This window comes from Streptosporangium jomthongense, from assembly GCF_042650425.1.
In the GTDB taxonomy this organism is placed as follows: domain Bacteria; phylum Actinomycetota; class Actinomycetes; order Streptosporangiales; family Streptosporangiaceae; genus Streptosporangium.
Genome location: NZ_JBHSBC010000047.1, coordinates 1 through 22,080, shown reverse-complemented (window position 1 = coordinate 22,080; position 22,080 = coordinate 1). Strand labels below are relative to the sequence as shown.

Here is a 22,080-nt window from a genome sequence, read left to right as displayed (position 1 = left end):
ACCCGCCCGGCGGGGTGATCAGGTCACAGTCCCATGGACTGCGTGTCGTTGCTCTCGACGCCACCGGCCTCGGTGACGCCGTTCCTCAGGTGGTACTTGGCGACGGCCTCCTTCAGCACCCGCCCGTCGAGCTCGCCACGCTTGACCAGCTGGGTGAGAACGGCCAGCGTGATCGAGGCGGCGTCCACGTGGAAGTGGCGGCGCAGCGCGGAACGGGTGTCCGACAGGCCGAAGCCGTCGGTGCCGAGCGAGGCCCAGTCACCGGGGACCCACTGGGCGATCTGGTCGGGCACCGCCCGCATGTAGTCGCTGACGCCGACGAACGGCCCCTCGACCGCGGAGAGCACCTTGGTGACGTACGGCACGCGCTGCTCGGAGTCGGGGTTGAGCAGGTTGTGCTCCTCGACGGACAGCGCCTCGCGGCGCAGCTCCGTCCAGGAGGTCGCGGACCAGACCTCGGCCGCGACGCCCCACTCCTCGGCCAGCATCCGCTGGGCCTCCAGCGCCCACGGGCCCGCGACACCGGAGGCCAGGATGTTGGCCTTCGGGCCGTTGGAGGCCGGGGCCGGGGCGAAGCGGTACAGACCCTTGAGCAGACCCTGGACGTCCACCCCCGCGGGCTCCGCGGGCTGGGCGTAGGGCTCGTTGTAGACGGTCAGGTAGTAGAAGATGTTCTCCGGCTGCTCGCCGTACATCCTGCGCAGGCCGTCCTGGACGATGTGGGCGACCTCGAAGGCCCACGACGGGTCGTAGGAGACCGCAGCCGGGTTCGTCGAGGCGGTCAGCGGGGTGTGGCCGTCCTCGTGCTGCAGGCCCTCGCCGTTCAGGGTGGTACGGCCCGCGGTCGCGCCGAGCAGGAAGCCCCGGCCCATCTGGTCGCCCAGCTGCCACATCTGGTCGGCGGTGCGCTGCCAGCCGAACATCGAGTAGAAGATGTAGATCGGGATCATGTGCTCGCCGTGCGTGGCGTACGCCGTGCTGACGGCGAGGGTCGAGGCCATCGACCCCGACTCGCTGATGCCCTCGTGCAGGATCTGACCCTCGGTCGACTCCTTGTAGGACAGCAGCAGCTCGCGGTCGACCGGGTCGTAGGTCTGGCCGTGCGGCGAGTAGATCTTGGCGGTCGGGAAGATCGCGTCGAGACCGAAGGTGCGGGCCTCGTCCGGGATGATCGGCACGAACCGGTGGCCGATCTCCTTGTCGCGCATCAGGTCCTTGAGCAGCCGGACGAACGCCATGGTCGTGGCGACGTTCTGTTTGCCGGAGCCCTTCTTGAGCTGCGCGTAGGCCGCGTCGCCCGGCAGGGTGATCGGCTTGGCGCGGACGACGCGCTTGGGCAGGAAGCCGCCCAGGGCCGCGCGCCGCTCCATCATGTACTGGATCTCGGGGTCGTTCTCGCCCGGGTGGAAGTAGGGCGGAAGGTCGCCTTCGAGCGCGGAGTCCGGGATCGGCAGGTAGAGCCGGTCGCGGAACTCCTTCAGGTCGGCCTTGGACATCTTCTTCATCTGGTGCGTGGCGTTACGCGCCTCGAAGTCCTTGCCGAGCGTCCAGCCCTTGATGGTCTGGGCGAGGATGACCGTCGGCTGGCCGACGTGCTCACGCGCCGCCTTGTAGGCCGCGTACACCTTGCGGTAGTCGTGGCCGCCGCGGGACAGCTTGCGGATGTCCTCGTCGGACAGGTGCTCGACCATCTTGCGCAGGCGCGGGTCGCCGCCGAAGAAGTCCTCGCGGATGTACTCGCCGCTCTCGACGGAGTAGGTCTGGAACTGGCCGTCGGGGACGGTGTTCATCTTGTTGACCAGCACGCCGTCGACGTCGGCGGCCAGCAGCGGGTCCCAGTCACGGCCCCACACGACCTTGATGACGTTCCAGCCGGCGCCCCTGAAGTAGGACTCCAGCTCCTGGATGATCTTGCCGTTGCCGCGTACCGGGCCGTCGAGGCGCTGCAGGTTGCAGTTGATGACGAAGGTGAGGTTGTCCAGCTCCTCACGGGCGGCCAGACCGATCGCGCCGAGCGACTCGGGCTCGTCCATCTCGCCGTCGCCGAGATAACACCACACGTGGCTGCGGCTGGTGTCCTTGATCTTCCGGTTCAGAAGATAGCGGTTGAACCGGGCCTGGTAGATCGCGGCGATCGGGCCGAGACCCATGGAGACCGTCGGGAACTCCCAGAAGTCCGGCATCAGGCGCGGATGAGGATAGGAGGGCAGGCCCCTGAAGCCGTGCGAGCGCTCCTGCCTGAAGGCGTCGAGCTGGGCCTCGTTGAGGCGGCCCTCAAGGAAGGCGCGGGCGTAGATGCCGGGCGCGGCGTGGCCCTGGATGAAGACCTGGTCGCCGGACTCGCCGTGGTCCTTGCCACGGAAGAAGTGGTTGAAGCCCACCTCGTACAGCGAGGCCGCGGAGGCGTAGGTGGCGATGTGCCCGCCGACGTTGGTCCGGGCGTTCGCGCGCGTCACCATGACGGCCGCGTTCCATCGGATGTATGCGCGGATTCTGCGCTCGACGTACTCGTCGCCGGGGAACCACGGCTCCCGCTCGGGAGGAATGGTGTTGATGTAGTCGGTGCTGCGCAGGCCGGGCACCCCGACCTGATGTTCGCGGGCCCGCTCCAGTAGGCGAAGCATCAGATAACGGGCACGAGTGCGACCTTCCGTCTTGACGACGTTGTCGAGCGACTCGAGCCACTCCTGGGTCTCGCTTGGGTCGACATCAGGGAGCTGGCTGGGTAGGCCGTCGCTGATAACCGAGAAACGCTGGCGTCCGGAAGCCACTGGGTCTCGCCTTCCGAGGATGGACTTTTGTCTGGTGTAGGTCGTCTTCCATCCTGGTCGCTTACCCCGGAAAGTGCATCTCTACTGACCGGTAACCAGGAAGACCCTGCTGGCAGGGGCCCATAAGTGGAGTAGACCACCGATGGTAGGACGAATTGTCCCCAAAGGGTACATGGGCCTGGGGCCGCCGTAACGGTCCGGGAGACGCGGAACACACCGTTCTTTCGAGGGATGGGCAGACGGGGACGTTCGCGCTAGGCGATACGCCCCCTTCCCGGGCGTTCGACCGTCGTCGCAGCTCAGCGTGGATCGTAGGATCGGTATGTGAGATCCATGACGATCGAGGTGGTGACGGGTTCCCGGCAGAGGGTGCACGACATCACCCAGGAATGCGAGGGCTTCGTCCGCTCGTGCGGGGGTGACGGGCTGCTGCACGTCTTCGTCCCGCACGCGACCGCCGGTGTCGCGCTGATCGAGCTCGGCTCCGGCAGCGACGACGACCTGCTCGCCGCGTTGGAGGACCTGCTCCCCGCCGACGACAGGTGGAGGCATGCGCACGGCTCGAAGGGGCATGGACGTTCACATGTCATGCCCGCTCTCATTCCGCCGTACGCGACCGTCCCGGTCCTGGCCGGACGGCTCGCGCTGGGCACCTGGCAGTCCATCGCTCTGGTGGACCTCAACGTCGACAATCGGGAACGCCAGGTCCGTTTGTCATTTTTGTCGGACTAATTCATACGTAGCCCAGTCGTTGCCGTGGCGACCGTTGACGACCGAGGGTCACAGCGTGTGGACTGTGCCGAAGCACTCTGAGCGCCGTGTAGCTGCGGGGCCATTCAAGTAGGAGGGAAAAACGTGAGCGCGACCGCTGGTCAGGCGCAGGGCGAACGCAGCCTGGCCGAACGGCTCGGTCTCAAGCAGGGTCAGGTGGTGCAGGAGGTCGGCTGGGACGAGGACGCCGACGACGATCTGCGCGACTCCATCGAGGAGCTGACCGGCAACGAGCTGGTTGATGAAGACTTCGAGGACGTCGTCGACGTCGTGCTGCTGTGGTGGCGCGACGGTGACGGCGATCTGTTCGACGCCCTGAGCGGTGTGGTGACCAATCTGAGCGACGGCGGCCAGATCTGGCTGCTCACTCCCAAAGCCGGTCGTGACGGGCATGTGGAGCCCAGCGACATCGGGGAGGACGCCACGACGGCGGGCCTGTCGCAGACGAGCAGCATCAGCGCTGCTCCCGACTGGTCGGGGACGAGGCTGGTCACACCGAAGGCGCGTCGATAGGGTTCGCCCTGCCGTACGGCTCGCGGCGAGCCGTACGGCAGGATGATGGTCCTGATTGTCATCCGATGAAAGGACCTTTGGCCATGACGGTGGATGTGGGCTCCCCGGCTCCGGACTTCGAGCTGAAGGACCAGCACGGCACCCCGGTCAAGCTTTCGGATCACCGGGGTAAAAAGGTCGTGCTGATCTTCTACCCCCTCGCGTTCAGCGGTGTCTGCCACGGCGAGCTCTGCGCCCTCCGTGACGAGTTCATCGCCAACGCGCCCGAGGACGTCCAGGTGCTCACGATCTCGGTCGACTCCGTGTTCACCCACCGGGCCTGGGCCGACCAGGAGGGGTACACCTTCCCGCTGCTCTCCGATTTCTGGCCGCACGGGCAGGTCGCGCAGGCGTACGGTGTGTTCGACGAGGAGAAGGGCATCGCGACGCGTGGCACCTTCGTCATCGACGGCGAGGGCGTGGTCCGCTGGAGCGTCGTGAACCCCATCCCTCAGGCGCGAGACATCGCCGAGTACCTCAGGGTGCTCGCCGACCTTTCCTAAGCGGTGAGCCCGCGGGCGTCCATGTGGCGCCCGCGGTCCACGACCCTCGGAGGCGATCATGCCCTGCTTCTCCTGCGGGGCCAGGCAGACCGACCCCGTCCGCGGCGCCAGTCCGTGGAAGCGCGGGGTGCGCGGGGAGGCCCAGGTCCTCGTCTGCCCGGACTGTCAGCGTACGCACGACCTCGAACTCGACACGTGCTCCTCATGTGGCTCCGCCGCGCTCATCTGCAGGCTCGGCGAGGTCGAGTGCCGCTCCTGCGGGGCGGTGCGTCCGGCCGCGGCCGGGGAAGGAGCGCTCCCGCCCCGCCCGTCCGGCCTGTCGAAGGAACTGGCCGACGAGGTCGAGGCCGCGCTCAACCGGGTCCTGGGGCGAGTTCATTAGTGCTCATAAATCTGCTTTAAGCGCATTTGTGGGCATCTGTAGTCATGTGGCGTTATTGCCATGCACTATGGTCAGGCTCGGACCCCTTCCTTCGACCTGCTGGATGCGCGCATGAGCTCCTTCGTTGTGGCCCTTGACGTCGGTGGCACGTCCATGAAGGGAGGCGTCGTCACCCGCTCGGGCGAGATCGCCTTCAGCGAGCGGCGTGACACCCCGCGTGAGAGGGGCCCGGCGGCGGTCGTCCAGTCGATCCGCTCCTTCATCGACGACCTCGCCGTCGCGGGCGGCGGCGAGCCCGCCGGGGTCGGCCTGGCCGTACCGGGGCTGGTCACCCCGCAGAAGGCGCTCTACTCGGCGAACATCGGCTGGCGCGACGTCAGCGCCGAGGACTTCGTCCCGCTCGACGTGCCGGTGATGCTCGGGCACGACGTGCGCACCGGTGGCCTCGGGGAGAGCGTTCTCGGCGCGGGCCGTGAGATCTCCGACTTCCTGTTCCTGCCCATCGGGACCGGCATCGCGGGAGCGGTCGTCCTGCACGGCGAGCCGTACGGCGGCAGCGTGGGGTGGGGCGGCGAGATCGGGCACATCCCGGTCTTCCCCGACGGGGAGCCCTGCGCCTGCGGCCAGATCGGCTGCCTGGAGACCTACGCCTCCGCCTCGGCCATCGGCCGCCGCTACTCGGCCAGGTCCGGTTCGCAGACGACCGCCAAGCAGGTGGCCGCGCTGATCGCCTCGGGCGACCCGGTGGCGGTCGCGGTGTGGGACGACGCCGTCGAGGCGCTGTCCCTGGCCCTGGCCACCTACACCCTCCTGCTCGACCCCGAGGCGATCGTCCTCGGCGGCGGCCTGGCCGAATCCGGGGACCTGCTGGCCGTACCGCTGGCCGAACGGCTCGGCAAACGCCTGGCCTTCCGCGCCGCGCCCCCGCTGCGCTCGGCCACCCTCGGGGTCAACGCGGGCATGCTCGGCGCGGCCCTGCTCGGCTGGCGCGCGGCCGGGTGGGCTGAGGCGGGCACCACGTGGTCGCTTGATGTGCTGAAGTCCCCTCCGGTGGCGTAAGGTGTTATCCCGTCCATCCGGACGGGATTTCCCGGGGCGCTTAGCTCAGCGGTAGAGCGCTCGCCTTACAAGCGAGATGTCACTGGTTCGAACCCAGTAGTGCCCACAACAAGCCCCTGACCTGCAATAACAGGTCAGGGGCTTCCTGTTGCGCCGACTAACGCTTTGGCTACATTGCTCAGACACACCTCGCCTGGACGATGTCGCTTCTCTATGGTGAGCCGCCATGGCCACCTTGACCCCCGGCGCCGCCGACGCCTTCGGATCGGAGATCACCTCGTTCCGTCGAGCCCTGAAGGCGGAGAACAAGTCGGACAACACTGTCCGGATCTACACGGATGCGGCCGAACGGTTTGCCAACTGGGTGATTGACCTGCCCGGGGACGCCGAAGGCGATGGTGCCGACCCTGCCGAGGCATGGGACGAGGTCACTAAGCGGCACATCCAAGCATGGATGATCCATCTGCTGAGTGAGGGGGCGGCGGGGTACGCCAACAACCAGTACCGGGCCCTGCAGCAGTTCTTCAAGTGGTGGGCGGCCGAAGAGGAGGTCTACAGCCCAATGCTCACCCTGAAGCCTCCTACGGTGCCTGAGAAGCTCGTGGACGTCCTCCGGGCCGAGCAGCTCGGCCTGCTGCTGAAGAACTGTCAGGGGCGCGACTTCCTGTCCCGGCGCGACCTTGCGATCTTCTACGTTTTCATGGACTCCGGGGTGCGCCGTGCGGAGTGTGCGGGCCTCGAAGTCGAGCACTTGGATCTGGACATGCGGGAGATCACCGTCCTGGGCAAAGGGCGGCGCAACCGAGTGGTCACCATCGGCCGCAAGGCGACGATCACACTGGACCGATACCTGCGTGCGCGAGCCAAGCACGCCCAAGCGCACCTGCCGGCCCTGTGGCTGGGAGAGAAGGGCAAGGGGCCGCTAACAGGAAACGGGATCTACCAGATGATCGAGCGCCGCGGCGACGAGGCGGGCATCCAGGGGCTGCATCCACACCAGCTGCGGCACACGTGGGCGCACTTCGCGAAGCAGAACATGTCGGAGGAGGAGCTCATGCGACTGGCGGGCTGGCGGTCGCGGCAGATGGTAGACCGGTATGCCGCGTCTACTGCTGATGAGCGGGCGCGTGAGGCCGGGAAGCGCAAGGCGTTGGGGGACGGCCTGTAACCCGGTTGCCGGGCAGGTATAAAAGGCTGCCCTAAGTAAGGGTTGGCTATGTCGACCAGTTCGGACATTTGGTGTCGAACTGGTGTTTGTGCGACTACTCAGAGTTGATGATCGGCTACTGTCTGCGCCTTCTCTGGAATGTGCAACAAAGTTAAAATTTCACACCTTATAGTCCCTTTCCTTCTACCTCTCGTCCCGCATAGAGTGAAACAAATTTCGCCCGGGGGAGACGGGTCGCACGGTACAAGGGGGCACAATGGCGTGCCCCTGGGAGGTATGAATGGGGCTGTACGCGCGGCGCGCAATCCAGGCTGTAGCCCTGATTCTCGCAGGAGTAAGTATCTACTTCGCCAAAGCCGAGGTTGGGTCGGACCGGGCTTTTCAGGTCCTGCTCTGCGCGGCCGTTGTCGCAGGTCTATGGGCCATAGGGGCGGAACTGTCTCGGGGTGACAAAGTGATCATGGCTGCGACCCGTCTGCTTGCCGAAGCCATGCAAGAAAAGCGGGAACGTGGAGAGGGCGACGCAGACGAGTAGTGCCCTGGGTGCTGATTGAGGAAACGCTGCGATAGTGCGTCTCGCAAGTGCGGGGCGCACTATGCGTATGCCCGATTTGCCCTTCTTGAATTATATAAGATTCAGGGCCTCTCGTAGCTTCTTGAGGCTTGTAATCAAGTCCCGTTTCTGGCCTCGTGAGAGATTCGGGTCGTCCATGATCTGCTTCACCTGCGCCTCGTAGCGTTCTGTAGGTGACGCCGCCCTCCGGATGGCAAGGTCCGCCACTGTGGCGAGGCCGGCCTCCACAAGGGTCTCTCCGAGTGTGTAGCCCGACCGGCGCCCCAGTTCTCGTAGTGCTTCGATCAGGGGGCGGAAGTTGTCGACGCTGCTTCCCTCGCCTTCCAATGCTGTCGTGATCCATGGGGCTGCGAGGTTGTCGGCGGGAGCTTCGGGCGCCCTCGCAGATGGCGGCACCTCTTCTGGGGTGCCGCCAGCCAGGATCGCGTCAACGCTTCCTTGCTGCCAAGCAAGGGCGACTTCGATGCCCCCCTTGGTGAGGGGCATGATCTTGCGAGTTCCTGTCCGTACGGTTCGCAGGCCTTCTTTGGTGAGGTTTGCCCGGTCGGCTACTTGATTCCAAGTCAGCCCCAGCTGTACGCGACGCTCGTCCATCAGCTGGGCGAGGCGGCTGCGCGCCGCCGCATCGGTCTCTCGTGTGGGGTGCACGCACGCATCATGCCTGACAAGTGAAGGCAGGTCTAGGCAGATCGAAGCAAGGTTTTGCTGTTCAGCGCCAATTTTTGGCCTGACTGTTGGCCCGACTAGGACGGATTTGGGAAGTTAAAGGCAGAACATCGGGCAGATGCCTTGCGATCTGCCTCTATCTGCCCTAAGTTCTGTCCATGGCGCAACTCACACAGGCCGACGGACTCAAGATCCGACGCGAACGTGAGCGGCAGGAGCTCACGGTTGACGAGCTCGTCGCCCGCCTCGCCGCCGAGGAGGACATCCGTCGGCACCCCGACTACATCCGCAACATCGAACTGGGCTACAAGCAGCCCTCGCCGAGACTTCTGGGTTCCATCGCCCGGGTGCTTGGCGTGGAACGTGACACCCTGCTCGGCCCAGAAAACCCCCGCCTCACCCGCCGGCGTCGGGTGGTCAAGAAATGAACGTCCATCAGACGAACGGCCGCATCGGCGCCCTGGAGTCGTGGGCCCGCACCATCGATCGGACCGCGCGTACCAAGCCTGCGCACTCCAAGTCCCCTGCCTCGCTTGATTATTGGCGGGCGACCGTGGACCCCAAGGGTGAGATGAGCATCCCTGACCGGGAGAAGGCGGCGGATAACGCTCACCGGGCTCACATGCTCAGGCTCGCCAAGGCGTCCGCCGATGCGCGTCGCATCAGGAAGGCCCTCAAGAAGCCGAGACCGGCAGCGTGAAAGGCCTCATCCCCGGCCGGGTCTACCCCCTGACTCCGCAGCTGTACGTGGAGGTCGGTTTTCTCCGGCAACTCGCCCTTGCGGCGGCGACGGACAGGCGCCGCGCTGGCGGCGTCGCGCCGACCTGCACCCCCAACTAAGTGCGGGCCCAGCCGCTGGAACGGCCGGGACCCGCTGACCCACCCGCTCCGAGATCTCACAAGAGAGAGCAGGCAAGCCAATGACCAAGAGTAAGCCCAGCGTCGCCGACGAGGCGAACGCCTGGCAGGCCGTCAAGGCCGAGTACCCCGAGACGACCCGAGCGGTCCTCGACGAGATCGAGCTGGGCGCCCGCGCGGCTGACGCCCTGAACGGGGGCCAGAAGTGACCGTCGTTGTCGAGCAGGCCGCACCCCAGACCACCCCGATCGCTGACGCGCTGCGTATGGCGGCCGACACCATCGAGGCGTTGCCGTACGCCCGCGTCACCGGCCAGGTGACCGTGCTGCCCGCCCTGCAGGCCCACGCTGGGTCGTTCGCGGGGTTCGCCCTGGACCTGCTGGTCGCCCACCTGCGTTCCATCGGCCAGGACCCGGTCGTGCTGTACCGGTGGTCTACCCCGCTGGCTACCGCCCAGGTGGCTGAGTGGCTGCGCGACGCGGCCGGTCAGGCGGTGGAGTCGTGACGACCATGACGCTCGCCTCCCTGGTGGAGGCCCGCCCCAGCGCTACCGAGGTCGCCGTCGTCTTCGTCCCGGCCGGGTGCGTGGTGCGTGTGCACCATCCGGCCGGGGTGCGGGAGTACGTCCCGCCGACGACGGGGGATTCCTGGTACGTGGCCGTCCCGGGAGACCGGGACGCGATCGGGTGGGGTGCGTCCCCGTGCTGGTACGGGTCCCTGGCCGGGATCCGCAACAAGAAGCACGCGCTGGACCGGGAGGCATGGCACGCCACCGCACGGGAGCTGGCCACCGCTGACGTGGCCTACGTCCAGTTCGAGCAGCGCGACCACTTCGGCGCCCAGCGGTGGACCGCCGTCGCACACCGGGCGGAGGTGCTGGCGTGAGCGCTGCCCTGACCAACGCGGAGTGGCGAACCGAAGGCTCCCGGATCTTCGGCACCGAAGACATCATGCAGTGGCGCTTCGGCTGCGTCTCCTGCGGAAACGTCGCCAGTCCGGCCGACTTCGAGGCGCTCGGCGCCAACCCGCGCCGCGCCCCGCACGAGTGCATCGGCCGCGTCCACAAGGAACAGGGCGCCGACACGGTGATCGACGGCAACAGCAAGCCCTGCAACTGGACGGCGGGCGGCATGTTCCGCCTCTCCACGCTGATCGAGGTCGAGAGCGTCAACGGCGAGCCGACCCTGGTCTTCCCCTTCGCTGAGGCTGCTCTGTCCTCTCCCACTCCGGGAGGTGAGGGCCGTGACTGAGACCCCGATGGAGCCGGTCTTCCAGGACCCTCCTCCGGTCCGTCAGCGGGGGGATGAGTGGCAGCCGACCGTGGACGCGCTGATCCGCCGCACCGGCCAGTGGGCGCTCATCATGGACGCGCCCGCCGACCAGGCAGGAGCGGGCGTCCTCTCCGGACGCATCCGCGAGCGCCGCGGCGTGTGGGCTGGCGAGCACTGGGAGGTGGCGACCCGCACGGTCAGGTCGGGACCCGAGAAGCGCACCCACGTCTATGCTCGCCACCTCATTCCTGAAGCAGCTGCTGCTTCGCTGGGAGGTGAGGGCCGTGACTGAACTGCCGGACCTCCTCACCTCCCGCGAGGCCGCCGACGCGTTGGGCATCACCCTGGACGCGGTGCTCGCCAGGATCGAGGAGGACCGCCTTGACGCGGTGCGCCTTCCCAGCGGCCGATACCGCATCCAGCGCGACTGCCTGAAGGGGCGCCCGCCCGTGCGGGTGTCCCTGGCTGGTTTGCCCGACTGGTTGAGGCCCGGCCAGGTCGCGGAGCTGTGCCGTGTGAATCGCGGCACCCCTTCCGAGTGGGCCAAGGCCGGGCTGGTGCCCCACGCAGTCACCCCCAAGGGAGGCCATGTCCGCATCTCCCGATTGGTCGTGGAGCGGCTGCTTAACGGCGAGTTGGGTGGTGACCGGTGACTCCCATCACCTGGTTGGCGCCCTCCGTCGCTGCGGCCCGGCTTCACACGTCGATCGCCGAGGTTCAGCGGCTGGTCGACGCGGGGCGGCTAACCGGTCGGCTCCTGCACGACCACAACGTGATCTCCGAGGAGTCGGTGGAGGCCTTCCTGAAGGCCGCAGACGAGGAAGACGCCATGTCCGCCCACCTGTCCCGCCTCCCCTTCTGGGAGCCCCACACCCGAGCTGACGACCCCGAGTACTGGGCCGAACGGGACGACCACGTCGCAGGCGAAGACCGGCCCGTCGAGGGCGACGAAGACGAGCACCAAGGAGAGACCACCTGATGGGGCGCAACCCTGCTGACGATGGCTACAACGAGGTAGCTGCACGAATCGTTGAGGCCCGAAAGAAGTACCCCGACGGCATCCTGCAGCCCCTCAACCCGGACGAGCCGTACAAGGTCGAAACGATCGGCGACAAGACGTTCATCGTCTACGCGGCGGCGTTCTACCGCACCCCCGACGACCCCCGGCCGGGTATCGGCGTCGCGTGGGAGCCCTTCCCCGGCGCCACGAACTTCACCCGTAACTCCGAGCTGATGAACGCCGAGACCTCGGCATGGGGTCGCGCCCTGGTGGCGGCGTTCGCTGCGGACGCAAAGAAGGGCATCGCGACCTCTTTGGAGGTGCGTAACCGCAACGCCGAACGGCAGCAGGCCGACCCGAGCGAGCAGCGGTGGCCGGAGCCGGGCGAGCAGCTCGTCACGAAGGCCCTCCTGACTCGGCTCGCCGCCCAGTTCGCCACGCTCGGCGTTGCCGGCCGGGACGAAGGGCTGATGACGATCGCCGCCCTGATCGGCGTACGGGTGTCCAGCACCAAGGAGCTGACCAACGCTCAGGCGTCCCAGCTCATCGAGGCCCTGGCGCCGCTGACGCAGGCCACCGACCCTGTTGCCGCCCTCGACGGGGCACTGCGTCAGGCCATGGCCGGCGAGGAGGACAGCGATGGCCACGCCGCGTGAAGCCGCTTTCAAGGTCGCTGTCCTGGACGCACTCTCCAAGAGGGTGAACAAGGCGCTCGCCGACGCCCGCGGCGAAGCTGAGCCGCTGTTCGCTGACGCCCGAAAGGCAGGGTCGACTCAGATCGAGGTGGCTCTCCCGGCGGGGACCGCAGTTGGCAAGGTCTCGATCAAGGCGGGCCAGGAAACGACCCGCGTGGACGAGGACGCGCTGCTGGCCTGGGTGCTGGCGAACACGCCCGAGGAGATCGAGCCTGCGATCTCCCCGGCCGCCCTGTCCAGGCCAGATGTAGTTGCGTACATCCGCAAACTCCACCCGGACCTGGTCGGCCAGAAGGTCCGGCCCGCCTACCGGGCCAAGCTTCTCGCCGAAGCTGGCGAGGCCGGTGAGCTCATCAACGAGACGACCGGCGAGGTCGTGAAGGTCTCCGAAACGGTCACGGGCGAGCCGACCGGTGCGTTCGCCTTGACGTTCGAAGCGGCGAAGAAGGGCAAGCCGAACGGCCGCGACCGGATCGCCGCCGCTTGGCAGTCCGGCGAGATCTCCATCACCGATCTGATCCGCCCTGCCCTTGAGGCGGGTGAGTCATGACCGACCACTGGGACAGCGTCCACCCGGCAGTTGACCTCAGCATCGGCCAGGTCAACGGGATCCTCATCGCCCTCAGCCGTGAGGGCCGAGACCGGATCAAGGAGTTGAAGGCCCTCAACAAGCAGGCCGCCGAGGCGAAAGCGAACGCCGAGGTCACCTTCGCCCGGGCGTTCATGAACGCCGAAGGCCGACCCATGGACGAGCGCAGGCAGATCGCGATGCTCGCCGCGGCCGATGCCCGCTTCCAGGCGGATTTGGCTGAGCGTGAGGTGGCCGCCTTCAAGAAGGCCATCGACGCCGCCCGGGACGACCTGGAGGTCGCCCGCACGATCTCAGCGAACGTCCGTGACGAACTGAAGACGCTCGGGGGGCAGCCGTGAACCCTGGCCGACTCCGCCGCACCGCGGAACTGAAGACGAAGACGCCCATGAAGCGGAGCACGCTGAAGTCCAGCGGGACGACCCGCAAGACGGTAACCAAGTCGTCGTCCACCGGCCCCACCCCGGCGGTGCGGCACACGGTCCGTGAGCGGGACCGGAACACCTGTGTCGTGTGCGGCGTCATCGTGACCGGTCGGCCGGCGTCGATCCATCACCGCCGCAACCGCGGCATGGGCGGGTCGTCGGACCCGCGCATCAACGACGTCACCAACCTCGTAATTGCATGTGGTGACGGGACGAGCGGCTGTCACGGCATCCTCACGAACCGGCCCTGGGAGATCGACGCCGAAAAGCACGGCTGGATCATCGGCCGCAACTCCGTCGCCGACCCCGCCCTCGTGCCGGTCCTGGTGGCGTGGCTCGGCTGGTGCCTGCCCACCCCAGACGGCCGATGGGAGCCCACCGACTCGCCCCTGCTGCCTGCGTGCCTCCAGCCGAAGGACGACGGCGGCCGGTGCGGCATCTGCCGCGTAGACCTCGCTCTGCAGGCGGCTGACCCGCGGTACGGGTCGCCGTCGGATCTGTGGGAGAGCCCGTGAACGACAGCAACTTCCTCCTGGTCCTGGGCGCGGTCTTCCTCGGCCTGATGGTCCTCCTGCTTCTGCTCTGACCTTCCCCTGGTGTCTTTCTCAGCCCGCTGTATCGGGGGCGGGCTGAGAGAGACACCACCTCACCCCCTGAAAGGAGGCGAGCCCCATGAGGGCGCTGATCATCCTCGGCGTAGTCGCCCTGATCGTCCTCGGCCTCGTCGCCCTATCCCTGATCCACAAGCGCGCCGACCGGGCCCGCGCTAACCGGCTACGAGCCCACCTGCACGAGTCGAAACTCCACGAACTCCACCGCATCGCCATCGAGCACCAGGGCGCCGGCAACCCGCTGGCTGACCTGTTTGAGCTGGAGATCCGCGCCTACCTCACCGAAACCATCGCCAAGGAGCACAACCGATGATGCCCCGCAAGTTCGCCCCGGCCGGTCTGCTGGCCGTCGTTGTGCTCGTCACTGGCTGCTCGATCACCACGGACACCAACGAGCGCGGCCTGGACTACGACTACGACTCCTGGTCGGGCGAGAAGTCCCTCGAAGGGTGCGTGGAGCCCGGCCAGCGCGCCTGGCAGGACATCAACGACCCCGGCGTGGTCCTGCCCGCCGACCAGCGGTCGTTCGAGTTCACCAACGGCGCCACCGCCGAGTCCAAGCCGATCACCGTGGTTTCGAAGGACAACCTGGAAATGTCCGTCGAAGGAGTCGCCACGTTCTACCTGACGGGCGACTGCAAGACCCTCGACGACTTCTACCGCAAGATCGGCCAGAAGTTCCGGGCCGACACCGAAGAAGGCTGGGCGCGGATGCTTGGCGTCTACGTCAAGCAGCCCCTCGACCGGGCCATGGACGCCGCAGCGAAGAAGTACCCGTGGAAGGACCTGTTCGCTAACCCTCAGGTGAAGCAGACCTGGGAGAACGAGGTCGCCTCACTGGCGTCGCAGTTCATCAAGGAGCAGGCCGGCGCCGACTACTTCACCGGCTTCAAGTTCACCCTGCAGCAGCCTCAGCCGCCGCAGAAGGTGCGTGACGCCCTGGCTGAAGCGCAGGAGGCGATCGAGCAGAACGCGGCGCAGAAGAACAAGAACGAGCAGGTGAAGACCGAGCTGGAGTCCATCAAGGACCTCGTGAAGGTCCTCGGCCCGAACGGCTACGTGCTGTACGAGGCGCTGAAGCGAGGCCAGATCACGGTCGTCCCGGTGCCAGCGGATGGCGCGGTCAACATCGCGCCGAAGAGCTGACCTTCTCCCCGTCCCGTCTTGTGCTCGACCTCGGGGGCGAGCACAAGACGGGCCCCTCAACCCACTGATCGGAGAGACCATGACCGAGCAGATCGGCTCGATCGAGGAGATCGCCCCTTACCCGGAGCGGGCGGAGGACGTCACCGCTGAGGTGATGGCGAAGCACTTCGCAGCGTTCGCCCAACTGCATTTTCGGCTCGGCCAGGACGACCCGGACCGAGACAAGGCCGCAGAGTCGTCCCGCACGTTCGTGTCCTTCTACGCTCTCGCGTTCCTGTTCCGGGAGATCGAGGCTGCTGGGGTCCGCGTCGCGGACCGGGTGGCCAGGGTCCTTTGGGAGGCGTGGCAGCACCCGCACACGCTCGGCCCAGACATTTGGGGCTGGCTGGAGGAGCACGACATCGACCCGGAGGCGGTCAACAAGATCGCCGCCGATCTGGTCGCTGACGCCGCCGAATCTCGGCGCGCACCCCAGGGCGGTGCCCGGTGAGCGAGATCGTCCCCAGCTCTTTCAACTTCGACGGCGAGCAGTTTCCTGTCGTGCGGATGCCCAACGGAGACATCGGGCTTCCGCTTCGACGCCTGACGGTGCCTATCGGCCTCGACCCTGATGGCCAACGAAAGCTCATCGAGCGTTCTGCCTGGTCGAAGGGCCGTACGGACAACATGTCCGTGCGGCTTCCGGGTGACACGCAGGCACGAACCCACTTCGTAATCAGCTACCGGATCATCCCGATGTGGATCGCGAACATCGAGACCGGGCGGATGAAGGATCAGGACGCCCGGAAGCGTATTGAGCGGTGGCAGGTCGAGTTCGCTGACGCGCTGTACGACTACGTCTTCAACGGCGGCGCGCGTAATCCCCGGGCTGTCGCTGCCGAACCGGTCGCGCAGCTTCCTGCGCCGGAACCGTTCACGCCGAAGACGTTTCCGCTTGCCGAGGTCGTGGTGCTGATCAAGCAGAGGTTCGGGGTTCGAATCTCTGTCGCTGACCTCAAGGAGAAGCTCAGGCAGGCCGGAGCGATGCGCCAGGACGACAGGCCCCGGTCGGGCTACGAGGCACTGTTCTGGCACACAGGGGAGGCTGGCAAGGCCTACGAGGTGTTCGGCCACCAGATCGAGGCCGTCTACCGCTTGTACGAGTCCACCAAGCTCCGCTTGGAGATGGCTGCGCAGAAGCAGCTTCCTCTTGACCCTCCTGGCTGGCCTGAGCTTCCCCTTGGGGAGGCGTCGTGATGCGCTCCGAGGACATCCCGCAGAGCGTCGAGGTCGTCGAGTCCACCGCAGAGAAGCCGGTTGAGCGGGACGACTACAACAACGGCAATCTCCGCACGTTCGAGGTGACGTGGGAGAACGGAACGGTCGAGCACGTGGCCGCCCACTGGGTGTTTCACCCCGCCCCTGATTTCAGCCTCACCCGCTCCAAGGGGGAGCACATCCAGTTCACCGGCTGGTACGACGGCAAGCACCGGACCGCCCTGTCGATCCGCCCGGACCGGGTCCGTTCCATCCGGGACCTGGGTGTCCTGCCGCCGTCACCGGACAAGGATTCGCCGCAGGCCAGCGACTTCGGCGTGAGGATCCCGATCCCGCCGGAGCCGGTCCGTATCGACCACGTCGAGGCGGACGAGGTCGTTACCACTCCTGCCTGGAACGGAGGCCGACCGGTGCGCTTGGCCGCCGTGCTTGGAGACTGCGAGGACGGCGTCCCAGTTGACCACGTGCAGGTTCGTTGGGAGTCCCTCGACGGCTGCCGCCGCGGTGTTATCGACGTTCCGCAGGACTTTCAGGTCACCCCGTGGAGCGTCACCCCCTGGGGCGGTGCGTGATGGCCGACAAGTCCAAGATCCAGCGGACAGAGTCGACGTGGAACGTCGTCACCGGCTGCACGAAGATCTCTGACGGCTGCGTGAACTGCTACATCACTGGAACGCCGCCTTTCCGGATGGCGGGCCGCAAGTTCGACGGGCCCGGCATCGGAGCTTCGACCGGTGTGACGCTGCACCCGGACCGGCTGGAGATGCCGTTGCGCTGGAAGCAGCCCCGCATGGTGTTCGTCAACAGCCTCGCCGACCTGTTCCACGAGGACGTTCCGACCGAGTACATCGCCCAGGTCTTCGCTGTGATGGCGCTCGCGTCCCGGCATACGTTTCAGGTCCTCACGAAGCGCCACGCCCGCCTCCGTGCGCTTCTGAACAGCCGACACTTCCATCTCGCAGTACTGGCGCGAACCCTGCACTTGCAGGACGACAACCATCTGCCGCCCTGGAACCCGGCAACCCGAACGCTCACGAAATGGCCCCTGCCGAATGTCCACGTCGGTGTGTCTGTCGAGACCCAGCAGTGGGCGGACATCCGCATCCCGGCCCTGCTGGACACCCTGGCCGCCGTCCGCTGGATTTCCGCTGAGCCGCTGCTCGGGCCGGTGCAGCTCCGTAGCGAATGGGTCGGAGACGGGCCTTCACTGAGCTGGGCCGTCGTCGGAGGCGAATCCGGTGTCGGCGCCCGCCCGATGGACCTCGCTTGGGCGCGTTCCCTGGTGAGGCAGTGCCAGCTCACCAAGACCCCCGCGTTCGTCAAGCAGTTGGGCTCCGTGTACGCCAAGGACCTCTTCGTCGGTGGCCGGTCGCTTTACGCCCAAGGGGACCGCAAAGGCGGCGACTGGACGCACTGGCCTACAGATCTCCGGGTGCGGGAGCACCCCCTCACCGACGGCTGAGCCACGATCCCGCACCTCCCTCGTGATGCCAGGGAGGTGCGAGACCCACCCCCATAAAACCACCCGTTCCGCCCTTTAAGGGAGACCGAAATGAGCAACACTCAGAACCCGATCCAGCCCCTCGTCGCCGAGGCCCCCGAGCGGCTTACCTACAACCCGGCCATCGTCGCGATGTTCCGGGGTGCAGCCGAGCCGGAGCTGAACAAGGCCGCTGCCGCCATCGCTGAGCGTAAGGCGGAGATCAGCAAACTGCAGGGCGAGATCGCCGCGTGGGAGAGGCACGCCGCTGGGATCCGCCAGGCGGTGCGCGAGGTCGAAGCCAACTCCACCCCCGCGCCGGTCACCCCTACCCGGTGCGGGGCCTGCCAGGAACTGATCGTGCTGGGCGAGTACGGGTGGGTCCACGCCGGCAGGGAGCTGAAGTCGGACGGCCACCTGTGCAACCCGGAACGAGCGGACTCGCCGTCCGCGAAACCCGTCGCGCCGGGGGAGCTATCAGCGGATCCGGACGCGTTAGTCGCCGCATTCGAAGCCAACCACGACGAGTTCGCCGCTGGTGGGGGGCGTCGCTGATGCGGATCTTCGCTCGCCGTAAAGGCCGCCACGGCCTGTCGGGCTCCTACAGCGGCTGGTCGGCGGTGGCCCGGCAAGTCGCCGAGAAGGAGCCGCCCAGGCGTGCCGACTTCCGTCCCGCCGCTACTCGCTCCCCGTACCCCACTGCGGGGGAGGGCAGATGACGGTCCCCTGGTGGCCGCTGATCCCCGGCATCCCGCTGGCGCTCATCGGCTCCCTGGTCGTCGCGTTCGTGGCGTCGATGCTGGTCGACGAGATCCGCCTAGACCGCCGCCGCCGTCGGCAGCGGCCTGTCGTGGCCCGGCCCACGTTGGCGGTCCTGGCGAACCCTGACCACAACCCGGACCTTGACGAGGACCCGTTCGACGGCCTTGTCGTGGATCCCCGTGACCGGTGGCGGTGGCGATGACCGGCCTGATGTACGGCGCCGTGCTGTTGGTGGGCGGCCTCCTAGCCGCCCACCAGGGCCTCGCTGAGGACGACCCCAACGACGTGTTCACAGACAAAGACCTCGTGCTCGGCGGACGGTTGATCGCTGCCCTCCACGACGAGGCGGAGCGACTCACAACAGGAGGGACCGAATGACCCGCCCAGAGATCCCCGTCCCGGCCGAGGGCGACGCCGAGTGCCCCCTGGAAGACGCCGCGGTAGAGCTCAGCGAGCCGGACGACGGCGGATTGTTCGAGCGCCCCGCTCGGCCTCGGCCGGGAAGGACGCTCCTGTGACCACGACCCATATCGATTGCGATGAGGTCGCCCGCCTCGTGAGCGCGGAGATCGCCGTGATCGAGCGGTCCTTCGCCCGTCGGGTCGCTGAGACGCTGACCGAGATGCGTCCTTCCGCAGACGACCCGACAGGCCAGGGAGTCGCCCGCGGTGTGGAGATGGCTATCCGCACGGTCCTGGCCCTCGCTGGGGTGCCTGCCGGACACCGAACGGGCGTGAACACTGGTGAACGCCCCGGAACGTTCCTGAACGCTTCTGGGGAGTTCGTTACGGCGGTAGACAGGTGACCGCCGTCGCGGGCATCGCCCGTATCGCCCGCCTACTGCGGCCTCCGTCCGCCGAGTGGCAACGCCGCGCCGCCTGCAAAACCGCAGACTTCGCGCTGTTCTTCCCCGCGAACAAGGAGCAGCAAGAAGACCGGGAACGCCGCGAGCGGAAGGCCAAGGCGATCTGCGCCCAGTGTCCGGTCCGTGCGGAGTGCTTGAACTACGCGCTGTCCCGCCCGGAGAAGTACGGCACCTGGGGCGGCCTGAACGAAGAGGAGCGGAAGAACGAGCGTCGCCGCCTCTTCAGACGGTCCCGCACCGACGCCATGTCCGAACATGACTGGGCCCTGTACACGGACAGCGTCCAGCTCATAGAGATCCGCGGGCTGCCCCTGGCGGAAGCCGCCGCCCACCTTGGTGTGGACGTGATCACCCTGCGCCGCGTCCGCCGGCAGGGGATCCAGCAGGCGGAAGACGCGGCGCCGATCCCATCGAAAAACCTCGCTCCAACTTCAAGGACCTGACATGCCGAAACGACGCCCCCAGGAGTACAGCCCCGAAGAGTTCGACGCTGTCGTGGCGCTGATCCGCGCCGACGAGGGGCTGCAGCAGGACATCGAGAAGATCACCGGCCAGTCTCTGGCGGACAAGACGCCGCGGGAGCTGTTCGACCTGTTCCGCACCCTCCAGTCTGCGGTGGACGTGCAGGCGACGGTCGTGCGCTACGGCCGCGCTCGAACGGCGGTCCGCCGTACCCGCATCGAGATGGACCTCGACCCGGCGAACCTGCCGCCCGCGACCGCCCAGTACGTGGAGGACTTGCAGGCGAAGGTCGACGACGAACGGCGGCAGCGCCTCAAGGCGGAAGCGGCGTTGAAGGCGATGCAGTCCCGCAACGTCCTGTCGCTGCCGGCCGGAACCCGGAAGGCGGCCATATGAGCGCCTTGGACGTGTTCGGGGCCGAGACCAGCGTCGCCCGCTACTGGGTGCAGCTGCAGGTCCGCGACAAGCTCGTAGGCGGGGTGCCGTCGTCGGCGTCGGTCATCAAGGGCTGGTTGAAGTCCCGCATGGAGATCGGCGACCGGGACCTGCAGGAACTGACCCAGAAGACTCTCGCGGAGCGGTTCCCCGACCGGCAGCCGTCTGCGGACGAACTGGCACAGGCGCTACTGGAGTCGGACGCGGCGCCCAGCATCAACGGTTTCAAACGCATTCCGGACACCGGGGAGTTGGCCTTCGAGGGGCGGTGTGTGAAGGCCGCGCTCAAGGAGTGGGCCAACAGCGCGTACCCCGGCACGGACTGGGACGGCAAGACCACCACCAAGCCGCAGGTCGGCCGACCGTTGCCGAAGGGGTTCCGCAAGGGCCTGATGAGCACCCTGGCTGAACGCGTGTTCATCCCCGAGGTCTACATCGGCCTCGGCGTGAAAGAGCCGTCCGGCGTCGAAGAGCGCATCAAGCACGTCATGACCGCCCAGGGGCCTCGGTCCTCGATCAGCCGCGTCGAGTACGTCGACCGCCCCGTCCTCACCTTCGAGGTCCGTGTCCACGACGACTTCCTTCCCCTGCAGGCGTGGGCCCGTATCTGGGAGCGGGGGGAAGACATCGGCATCGGCTCCGACCGCGGCCGAAGTGACGGCAAGTTCGAGCTCCTCGCGTTCGACCGGATCACCTCATGATCAGCGGCTCATGCCTGACCCGCGACGCCGTGCCTTCACCGGCAGATACGGCTAGCCCCTCCATGGCGACAAACCGAACCACAACTATCCCTATCTCGGCGACAAGCCTTCCCACGCCTTCACGAGAACACGGCCGACACCCCACGCCACTTCTCCCAGCCCGCCCGCACTTCCCGGACCGAACCGACACGCCAAGCCGAGCCGCCCTACGCCAGGCCTCGCTACGTCAGACGCTTCCCGCACCGACAAGCCCAGACCCGCCTCCTCACGGCAAACCGACACTTCAGGCCACACCTCATCCCGCTTTCCCCGCCAACACGACTTATCGAGCCCACTCAATGCTCGCCATTCCGACAAGCCCTTCCGACAAGCCCTCTCATCGGCACCGACAACCCAGCCCGAGCCGAATCGGACCGACGTACCCATCCGGCCCGGCCCGCCCCTACTCGAATGACTCGTCGTACCTGACCACTACCGGCCGCTGACCCCCGGGGCGGGTTCCACGAACCCGCCCCCCAACCCCGAAAAAGGAGGCGAAGGCGTGATCTATCGAGTGCTCATCACAGGCTCACGGTCCTTCGCTGACATCACTGCTTTGGAGCACGCCATGGTCGACACTTGGCACGACGCCACACAGCTTGGCGGGGAACTCCTGGTCGTCCACGGGGCCTGCTACCCGCCCAAGCGGCGCGATGGGAAAAGGCCGAACCGTTCCGCGGACTGGCTGGCCCACATCGTGTGCCTCGCCTACGGCATCCCCGAGGAGCCCCACCCAGCCGACTGGGACTCCTGCAGCCGCCTATGCCCGCCTAAGCCGCACCGCCGCACCCGGCAGGACGGCACCACCTACTGCCCGATCGCTGGACTAGCCCGCAACCAGGACATGGTCGACGAGGGAGCCCACCTGTGTATCGCAGCCCCTCAAGGCCCCTCATACGGCACCCGGGACTGTATGCGCCGAGCCGCCGAGGCTGGCGTCGAAGTGCTGGAGGTGGCGGCATGACCGGCCCGCGACTCGGCCGAGGCCGGGCGGGAGGCCTGTACGCCAACCTCGGCGTCCGGCCACTTACCCCCATA

36 protein-coding genes and 1 tRNA gene are annotated in these 22,080 nt (G+C 67.1%); 35 read left to right on the top strand and 2 right to left on the bottom strand.

The annotated features are described in order from the left end of the window. Positions 1 to 23: 23 nt before the first annotated feature. Positions 24 to 2,771: a pyruvate dehydrogenase (acetyl-transferring), homodimeric type gene (gene aceE, locus ACFOYY_RS35630; RefSeq protein WP_352016390.1), complete on the bottom strand. Its 2,748-nt coding sequence runs from the start codon at positions 2,769 to 2,771 to the stop codon at positions 24 to 26. Positions 2,772 to 3,104: 333 nt separating this feature from the next. Here aceE and ACFOYY_RS35625 point away from each other — a divergent pair, with 333 nt between their 5' ends. The 7 genes from ACFOYY_RS35625 to ACFOYY_RS35595 all read left to right on the top strand — a co-directional run bounded on the left by ACFOYY_RS35625 (position 3,105) and on the right by ACFOYY_RS35595 (position 7,206). Then, positions 3,105 to 3,503, top strand: a complete 399-nt coding sequence (locus ACFOYY_RS35625; protein ID WP_386195657.1) for a secondary thiamine-phosphate synthase enzyme YjbQ — start codon at positions 3,105 to 3,107, stop codon at positions 3,501 to 3,503. Positions 3,504 to 3,626: 123 nt separating this feature from the next. Next, complete coding sequence (locus ACFOYY_RS35620) at positions 3,627 to 4,055, top strand: DUF3052 domain-containing protein (protein ID WP_352016392.1); 429 nt, start codon at positions 3,627 to 3,629, stop codon at positions 4,053 to 4,055. Between the two features lie 83 nt (positions 4,056 to 4,138). Then, the gene (locus tag ACFOYY_RS35615; RefSeq protein WP_352016393.1) at positions 4,139 to 4,597 is read left to right on the top strand and encodes a peroxiredoxin; all 459 of its coding nucleotides are present in this window, start codon (positions 4,139 to 4,141) and stop codon (positions 4,595 to 4,597) included. A gap of 58 nt (positions 4,598 to 4,655) precedes the next feature. Continuing rightward, the gene (locus ACFOYY_RS35610) at positions 4,656 to 4,979 is read left to right on the top strand and encodes a hypothetical protein (RefSeq protein ID WP_362781858.1); all 324 of its coding nucleotides are present in this window, start codon (positions 4,656 to 4,658) and stop codon (positions 4,977 to 4,979) included. 111 nt (positions 4,980 to 5,090) lie between these two features. Next, the gene (locus ACFOYY_RS35605) at positions 5,091 to 6,038 is read left to right on the top strand and encodes an ROK family protein (RefSeq protein WP_362917812.1); all 948 of its coding nucleotides are present in this window, start codon (positions 5,091 to 5,093) and stop codon (positions 6,036 to 6,038) included. A gap of 34 nt (positions 6,039 to 6,072) precedes the next feature. Next, positions 6,073 to 6,144 (top strand) — tRNA-Val (locus ACFOYY_RS35600). A gap of 120 nt (positions 6,145 to 6,264) precedes the next feature. Beyond that, on the top strand, positions 6,265 to 7,206 hold the full coding sequence (locus tag ACFOYY_RS35595) for a tyrosine-type recombinase/integrase (protein ID WP_386195626.1): 942 nt from the start codon (positions 6,265 to 6,267) through the stop codon (positions 7,204 to 7,206). 625 nt (positions 7,207 to 7,831) lie between these two features. Here ACFOYY_RS35595 and ACFOYY_RS35590 read toward each other — a convergent pair. Continuing rightward, positions 7,832 to 8,428 carry a hypothetical protein gene (locus tag ACFOYY_RS35590; RefSeq protein ID WP_352016397.1) on the bottom strand — a complete coding sequence of 199 codons (597 nt, stop codon included), beginning with the start codon at positions 8,426 to 8,428 and terminating at the stop codon, positions 7,832 to 7,834. A 176-nt stretch (positions 8,429 to 8,604) separates the two neighbouring features. On the opposite strand from ACFOYY_RS35590, the gene ACFOYY_RS35585 reads away from it, so the two are divergent. The 28 genes from ACFOYY_RS35585 to ACFOYY_RS35450 all read left to right on the top strand — a co-directional run bounded on the left by ACFOYY_RS35585 (position 8,605) and on the right by ACFOYY_RS35450 (position 22,006). Then, positions 8,605 to 8,874: a helix-turn-helix domain-containing protein gene (locus ACFOYY_RS35585; RefSeq protein ID WP_352016398.1), complete on the top strand. Its 270-nt coding sequence runs from the start codon at positions 8,605 to 8,607 to the stop codon at positions 8,872 to 8,874. Next, the gene (locus ACFOYY_RS35580; RefSeq protein ID WP_386195624.1) at positions 8,871 to 9,146 is read left to right on the top strand and encodes a hypothetical protein; all 276 of its coding nucleotides are present in this window, start codon (positions 8,871 to 8,873) and stop codon (positions 9,144 to 9,146) included. The genes ACFOYY_RS35585 and ACFOYY_RS35580 overlap by 4 nt, the downstream gene beginning before the upstream one ends. 220 nt (positions 9,147 to 9,366) lie before the next feature. Next, entirely contained in the window at positions 9,367 to 9,513 is a 147-nt protein-coding gene (locus ACFOYY_RS35575) for a hypothetical protein (protein ID WP_386195622.1), read from the top strand. Continuing rightward, complete coding sequence (locus tag ACFOYY_RS35570) at positions 9,510 to 9,809, top strand: hypothetical protein (protein ID WP_386195620.1); 300 nt, start codon at positions 9,510 to 9,512, stop codon at positions 9,807 to 9,809. Before ACFOYY_RS35575 ends, ACFOYY_RS35570 begins: the two co-directional genes overlap by 4 nt. Then, on the top strand, positions 9,806 to 10,189 hold the full coding sequence (locus ACFOYY_RS35565; RefSeq protein ID WP_386195618.1) for a hypothetical protein: 384 nt from the start codon (positions 9,806 to 9,808) through the stop codon (positions 10,187 to 10,189). Before ACFOYY_RS35570 ends, ACFOYY_RS35565 begins: the two co-directional genes overlap by 4 nt. Continuing rightward, positions 10,186 to 10,554 carry a VVA0879 family protein gene (locus ACFOYY_RS35560; RefSeq protein ID WP_386195616.1) on the top strand — a complete coding sequence of 123 codons (369 nt, stop codon included), beginning with the start codon at positions 10,186 to 10,188 and terminating at the stop codon, positions 10,552 to 10,554. The genes ACFOYY_RS35565 and ACFOYY_RS35560 overlap by 4 nt, the downstream gene beginning before the upstream one ends. Continuing rightward, complete coding sequence (locus ACFOYY_RS35555; protein ID WP_386195614.1) at positions 10,547 to 10,867, top strand: hypothetical protein; 321 nt, start codon at positions 10,547 to 10,549, stop codon at positions 10,865 to 10,867. The genes ACFOYY_RS35560 and ACFOYY_RS35555 overlap by 8 nt, the downstream gene beginning before the upstream one ends. Next, positions 10,860 to 11,228 (top strand): helix-turn-helix domain-containing protein, encoded by a 369-nt coding sequence (locus ACFOYY_RS35550; protein ID WP_386195612.1) that lies wholly within the window; start codon positions 10,860 to 10,862, stop codon positions 11,226 to 11,228. The genes ACFOYY_RS35555 and ACFOYY_RS35550 overlap by 8 nt, the downstream gene beginning before the upstream one ends. After that, entirely contained in the window at positions 11,225 to 11,554 is a 330-nt protein-coding gene (locus ACFOYY_RS35545; protein ID WP_386195610.1) for a hypothetical protein, read from the top strand. The genes ACFOYY_RS35550 and ACFOYY_RS35545 overlap by 4 nt, the downstream gene beginning before the upstream one ends. Then, on the top strand, positions 11,554 to 12,231 hold the full coding sequence (locus ACFOYY_RS35540; protein ID WP_386195608.1) for a hypothetical protein: 678 nt from the start codon (positions 11,554 to 11,556) through the stop codon (positions 12,229 to 12,231). The genes ACFOYY_RS35545 and ACFOYY_RS35540 overlap by 1 nt, the downstream gene beginning before the upstream one ends. Next, positions 12,215 to 12,820 (top strand): hypothetical protein, encoded by a 606-nt coding sequence (locus ACFOYY_RS35535; protein ID WP_386195606.1) that lies wholly within the window; start codon positions 12,215 to 12,217, stop codon positions 12,818 to 12,820. The genes ACFOYY_RS35540 and ACFOYY_RS35535 overlap by 17 nt, the downstream gene beginning before the upstream one ends. Beyond that, complete coding sequence (locus tag ACFOYY_RS35530; RefSeq protein WP_352016409.1) at positions 12,817 to 13,200, top strand: hypothetical protein; 384 nt, start codon at positions 12,817 to 12,819, stop codon at positions 13,198 to 13,200. Before ACFOYY_RS35535 ends, ACFOYY_RS35530 begins: the two co-directional genes overlap by 4 nt. Positions 13,201 to 13,247: 47 nt before the next feature. Continuing rightward, the gene (locus ACFOYY_RS35525; RefSeq protein WP_386195603.1) at positions 13,248 to 13,799 is read left to right on the top strand and encodes an HNH endonuclease; all 552 of its coding nucleotides are present in this window, start codon (positions 13,248 to 13,250) and stop codon (positions 13,797 to 13,799) included. Positions 13,800 to 13,956: 157 nt separating this feature from the next. Beyond that, positions 13,957 to 14,208: a hypothetical protein gene (locus ACFOYY_RS35520; protein ID WP_386195601.1), complete on the top strand. Its 252-nt coding sequence runs from the start codon at positions 13,957 to 13,959 to the stop codon at positions 14,206 to 14,208. Continuing rightward, complete coding sequence (locus ACFOYY_RS35515) at positions 14,205 to 15,041, top strand: SPFH domain-containing protein (RefSeq protein WP_386195599.1); 837 nt, start codon at positions 14,205 to 14,207, stop codon at positions 15,039 to 15,041. Before ACFOYY_RS35520 ends, ACFOYY_RS35515 begins: the two co-directional genes overlap by 4 nt. A 79-nt stretch (positions 15,042 to 15,120) precedes the next feature. Further along, positions 15,121 to 15,531, top strand: coding sequence for a hypothetical protein (locus tag ACFOYY_RS35510; protein WP_386195597.1), 411 nt, complete (start codon positions 15,121 to 15,123; stop codon positions 15,529 to 15,531). Next, entirely contained in the window at positions 15,528 to 16,277 is a 750-nt protein-coding gene (locus ACFOYY_RS35505) for a phage antirepressor N-terminal domain-containing protein (RefSeq protein WP_386195595.1), read from the top strand. The genes ACFOYY_RS35510 and ACFOYY_RS35505 overlap by 4 nt, the downstream gene beginning before the upstream one ends. Beyond that, a complete protein-coding gene (locus ACFOYY_RS35500) occupies positions 16,274 to 16,870 on the top strand; it encodes a hypothetical protein (RefSeq protein ID WP_386195593.1) in 597 nt (198 codons plus the stop codon). The genes ACFOYY_RS35505 and ACFOYY_RS35500 overlap by 4 nt, the downstream gene beginning before the upstream one ends. Then, positions 16,870 to 17,760, top strand: a complete 891-nt coding sequence (locus ACFOYY_RS35495) for a DUF5131 family protein (protein WP_386195591.1) — start codon at positions 16,870 to 16,872, stop codon at positions 17,758 to 17,760. Before ACFOYY_RS35500 ends, ACFOYY_RS35495 begins: the two co-directional genes overlap by 1 nt. Positions 17,761 to 17,850: 90 nt before the next feature. Beyond that, complete coding sequence (locus ACFOYY_RS35490) at positions 17,851 to 18,333, top strand: hypothetical protein (protein ID WP_386195589.1); 483 nt, start codon at positions 17,851 to 17,853, stop codon at positions 18,331 to 18,333. Between the two features lie 160 nt (positions 18,334 to 18,493). Further along, entirely contained in the window at positions 18,494 to 18,742 is a 249-nt protein-coding gene (locus tag ACFOYY_RS35485) for a hypothetical protein (protein ID WP_386195587.1), read from the top strand. Then, positions 18,739 to 18,918 carry a hypothetical protein gene (locus ACFOYY_RS35480; RefSeq protein ID WP_386195585.1) on the top strand — a complete coding sequence of 60 codons (180 nt, stop codon included), beginning with the start codon at positions 18,739 to 18,741 and terminating at the stop codon, positions 18,916 to 18,918. The genes ACFOYY_RS35485 and ACFOYY_RS35480 overlap by 4 nt, the downstream gene beginning before the upstream one ends. Beyond that, complete coding sequence (locus ACFOYY_RS35475; RefSeq protein ID WP_386195583.1) at positions 18,915 to 19,058, top strand: hypothetical protein; 144 nt, start codon at positions 18,915 to 18,917, stop codon at positions 19,056 to 19,058. Before ACFOYY_RS35480 ends, ACFOYY_RS35475 begins: the two co-directional genes overlap by 4 nt. Further along, on the top strand, positions 19,055 to 19,345 hold the full coding sequence (locus tag ACFOYY_RS35470) for a hypothetical protein (protein ID WP_386195581.1): 291 nt from the start codon (positions 19,055 to 19,057) through the stop codon (positions 19,343 to 19,345). The genes ACFOYY_RS35475 and ACFOYY_RS35470 overlap by 4 nt, the downstream gene beginning before the upstream one ends. Beyond that, positions 19,342 to 19,848 (top strand): WhiB family transcriptional regulator, encoded by a 507-nt coding sequence (locus tag ACFOYY_RS35465; RefSeq protein WP_386195579.1) that lies wholly within the window; start codon positions 19,342 to 19,344, stop codon positions 19,846 to 19,848. The genes ACFOYY_RS35470 and ACFOYY_RS35465 overlap by 4 nt, the downstream gene beginning before the upstream one ends. A 1-nt stretch (position 19,849) precedes the next feature. Next, complete coding sequence (locus tag ACFOYY_RS35460) at positions 19,850 to 20,263, top strand: hypothetical protein (RefSeq protein WP_386195577.1); 414 nt, start codon at positions 19,850 to 19,852, stop codon at positions 20,261 to 20,263. Beyond that, complete coding sequence (locus ACFOYY_RS35455; RefSeq protein WP_386195575.1) at positions 20,260 to 21,003, top strand: hypothetical protein; 744 nt, start codon at positions 20,260 to 20,262, stop codon at positions 21,001 to 21,003. Before ACFOYY_RS35460 ends, ACFOYY_RS35455 begins: the two co-directional genes overlap by 4 nt. A gap of 541 nt (positions 21,004 to 21,544) precedes the next feature. Then, positions 21,545 to 22,006, top strand: coding sequence for a hypothetical protein (locus ACFOYY_RS35450; RefSeq protein WP_386195573.1), 462 nt, complete (start codon positions 21,545 to 21,547; stop codon positions 22,004 to 22,006). Positions 22,007 to 22,080 lie beyond the last annotated feature (74 nt).

Bases quoted from the DNA above. Each gene is read 5' to 3' on its own strand.
- ACFOYY_RS35615 (WP_352016393.1), top strand. From the start codon at position 4,139: ATGACGGTGGATGTGGGCTCCCCGGCTCCGGACTTCGAGCTGAAGGAC.
- ACFOYY_RS35580 (WP_386195624.1), top strand. From the start codon at position 8,871: ATGAACGTCCATCAGACGAACGGCCGCATCGGCGCCCTGGAGTCGTGG.
- ACFOYY_RS35490 (WP_386195589.1), top strand. From the start codon at position 17,851: ATGAGCAACACTCAGAACCCGATCCAGCCCCTCGTCGCCGAGGCCCCC.
- ACFOYY_RS35525 (WP_386195603.1), top strand. From the start codon at position 13,248: ATGAAGCGGAGCACGCTGAAGTCCAGCGGGACGACCCGCAAGACGGTA.
- ACFOYY_RS35510 (WP_386195597.1), top strand. From the start codon at position 15,121: ATGACCGAGCAGATCGGCTCGATCGAGGAGATCGCCCCTTACCCGGAG.
- ACFOYY_RS35480 (WP_386195585.1), top strand. From the start codon at position 18,739: ATGACCGGCCTGATGTACGGCGCCGTGCTGTTGGTGGGCGGCCTCCTA.
- ACFOYY_RS35575 (WP_386195622.1), top strand. From the start codon at position 9,367: ATGACCAAGAGTAAGCCCAGCGTCGCCGACGAGGCGAACGCCTGGCAG.
- ACFOYY_RS35515 (WP_386195599.1), top strand. From the start codon at position 14,205: ATGATGCCCCGCAAGTTCGCCCCGGCCGGTCTGCTGGCCGTCGTTGTG.
- ACFOYY_RS35455 (WP_386195575.1), top strand. From the start codon at position 20,260: ATGAGCGCCTTGGACGTGTTCGGGGCCGAGACCAGCGTCGCCCGCTAC.
- ACFOYY_RS35530 (WP_352016409.1), top strand. From the start codon at position 12,817: ATGACCGACCACTGGGACAGCGTCCACCCGGCAGTTGACCTCAGCATC.
- ACFOYY_RS35475 (WP_386195583.1), top strand. From the start codon at position 18,915: ATGACCCGCCCAGAGATCCCCGTCCCGGCCGAGGGCGACGCCGAGTGC.
- ACFOYY_RS35625 (WP_386195657.1), top strand. From the start codon at position 3,105: ATGACGATCGAGGTGGTGACGGGTTCCCGGCAGAGGGTGCACGACATC.
- ACFOYY_RS35605 (WP_362917812.1), top strand. From the start codon at position 5,091: ATGAGCTCCTTCGTTGTGGCCCTTGACGTCGGTGGCACGTCCATGAAG.
- ACFOYY_RS35460 (WP_386195577.1), top strand. From the start codon at position 19,850: ATGCCGAAACGACGCCCCCAGGAGTACAGCCCCGAAGAGTTCGACGCT.
- ACFOYY_RS35485 (WP_386195587.1), top strand. From the start codon at position 18,494: ATGACGGTCCCCTGGTGGCCGCTGATCCCCGGCATCCCGCTGGCGCTC.
- ACFOYY_RS35585 (WP_352016398.1), top strand. From the start codon at position 8,605: ATGGCGCAACTCACACAGGCCGACGGACTCAAGATCCGACGCGAACGT.
- ACFOYY_RS35495 (WP_386195591.1), top strand. From the start codon at position 16,870: ATGGCCGACAAGTCCAAGATCCAGCGGACAGAGTCGACGTGGAACGTC.
- ACFOYY_RS35535 (WP_386195606.1), top strand. From the start codon at position 12,215: ATGGCCACGCCGCGTGAAGCCGCTTTCAAGGTCGCTGTCCTGGACGCA.
- ACFOYY_RS35610 (WP_362781858.1), top strand. From the start codon at position 4,656: ATGCCCTGCTTCTCCTGCGGGGCCAGGCAGACCGACCCCGTCCGCGGC.
- ACFOYY_RS35595 (WP_386195626.1), top strand. From the start codon at position 6,265: ATGGCCACCTTGACCCCCGGCGCCGCCGACGCCTTCGGATCGGAGATC.
- ACFOYY_RS35540 (WP_386195608.1), top strand. From the start codon at position 11,554: ATGGGGCGCAACCCTGCTGACGATGGCTACAACGAGGTAGCTGCACGA.
- ACFOYY_RS35520 (WP_386195601.1), top strand. From the start codon at position 13,957: ATGAGGGCGCTGATCATCCTCGGCGTAGTCGCCCTGATCGTCCTCGGC.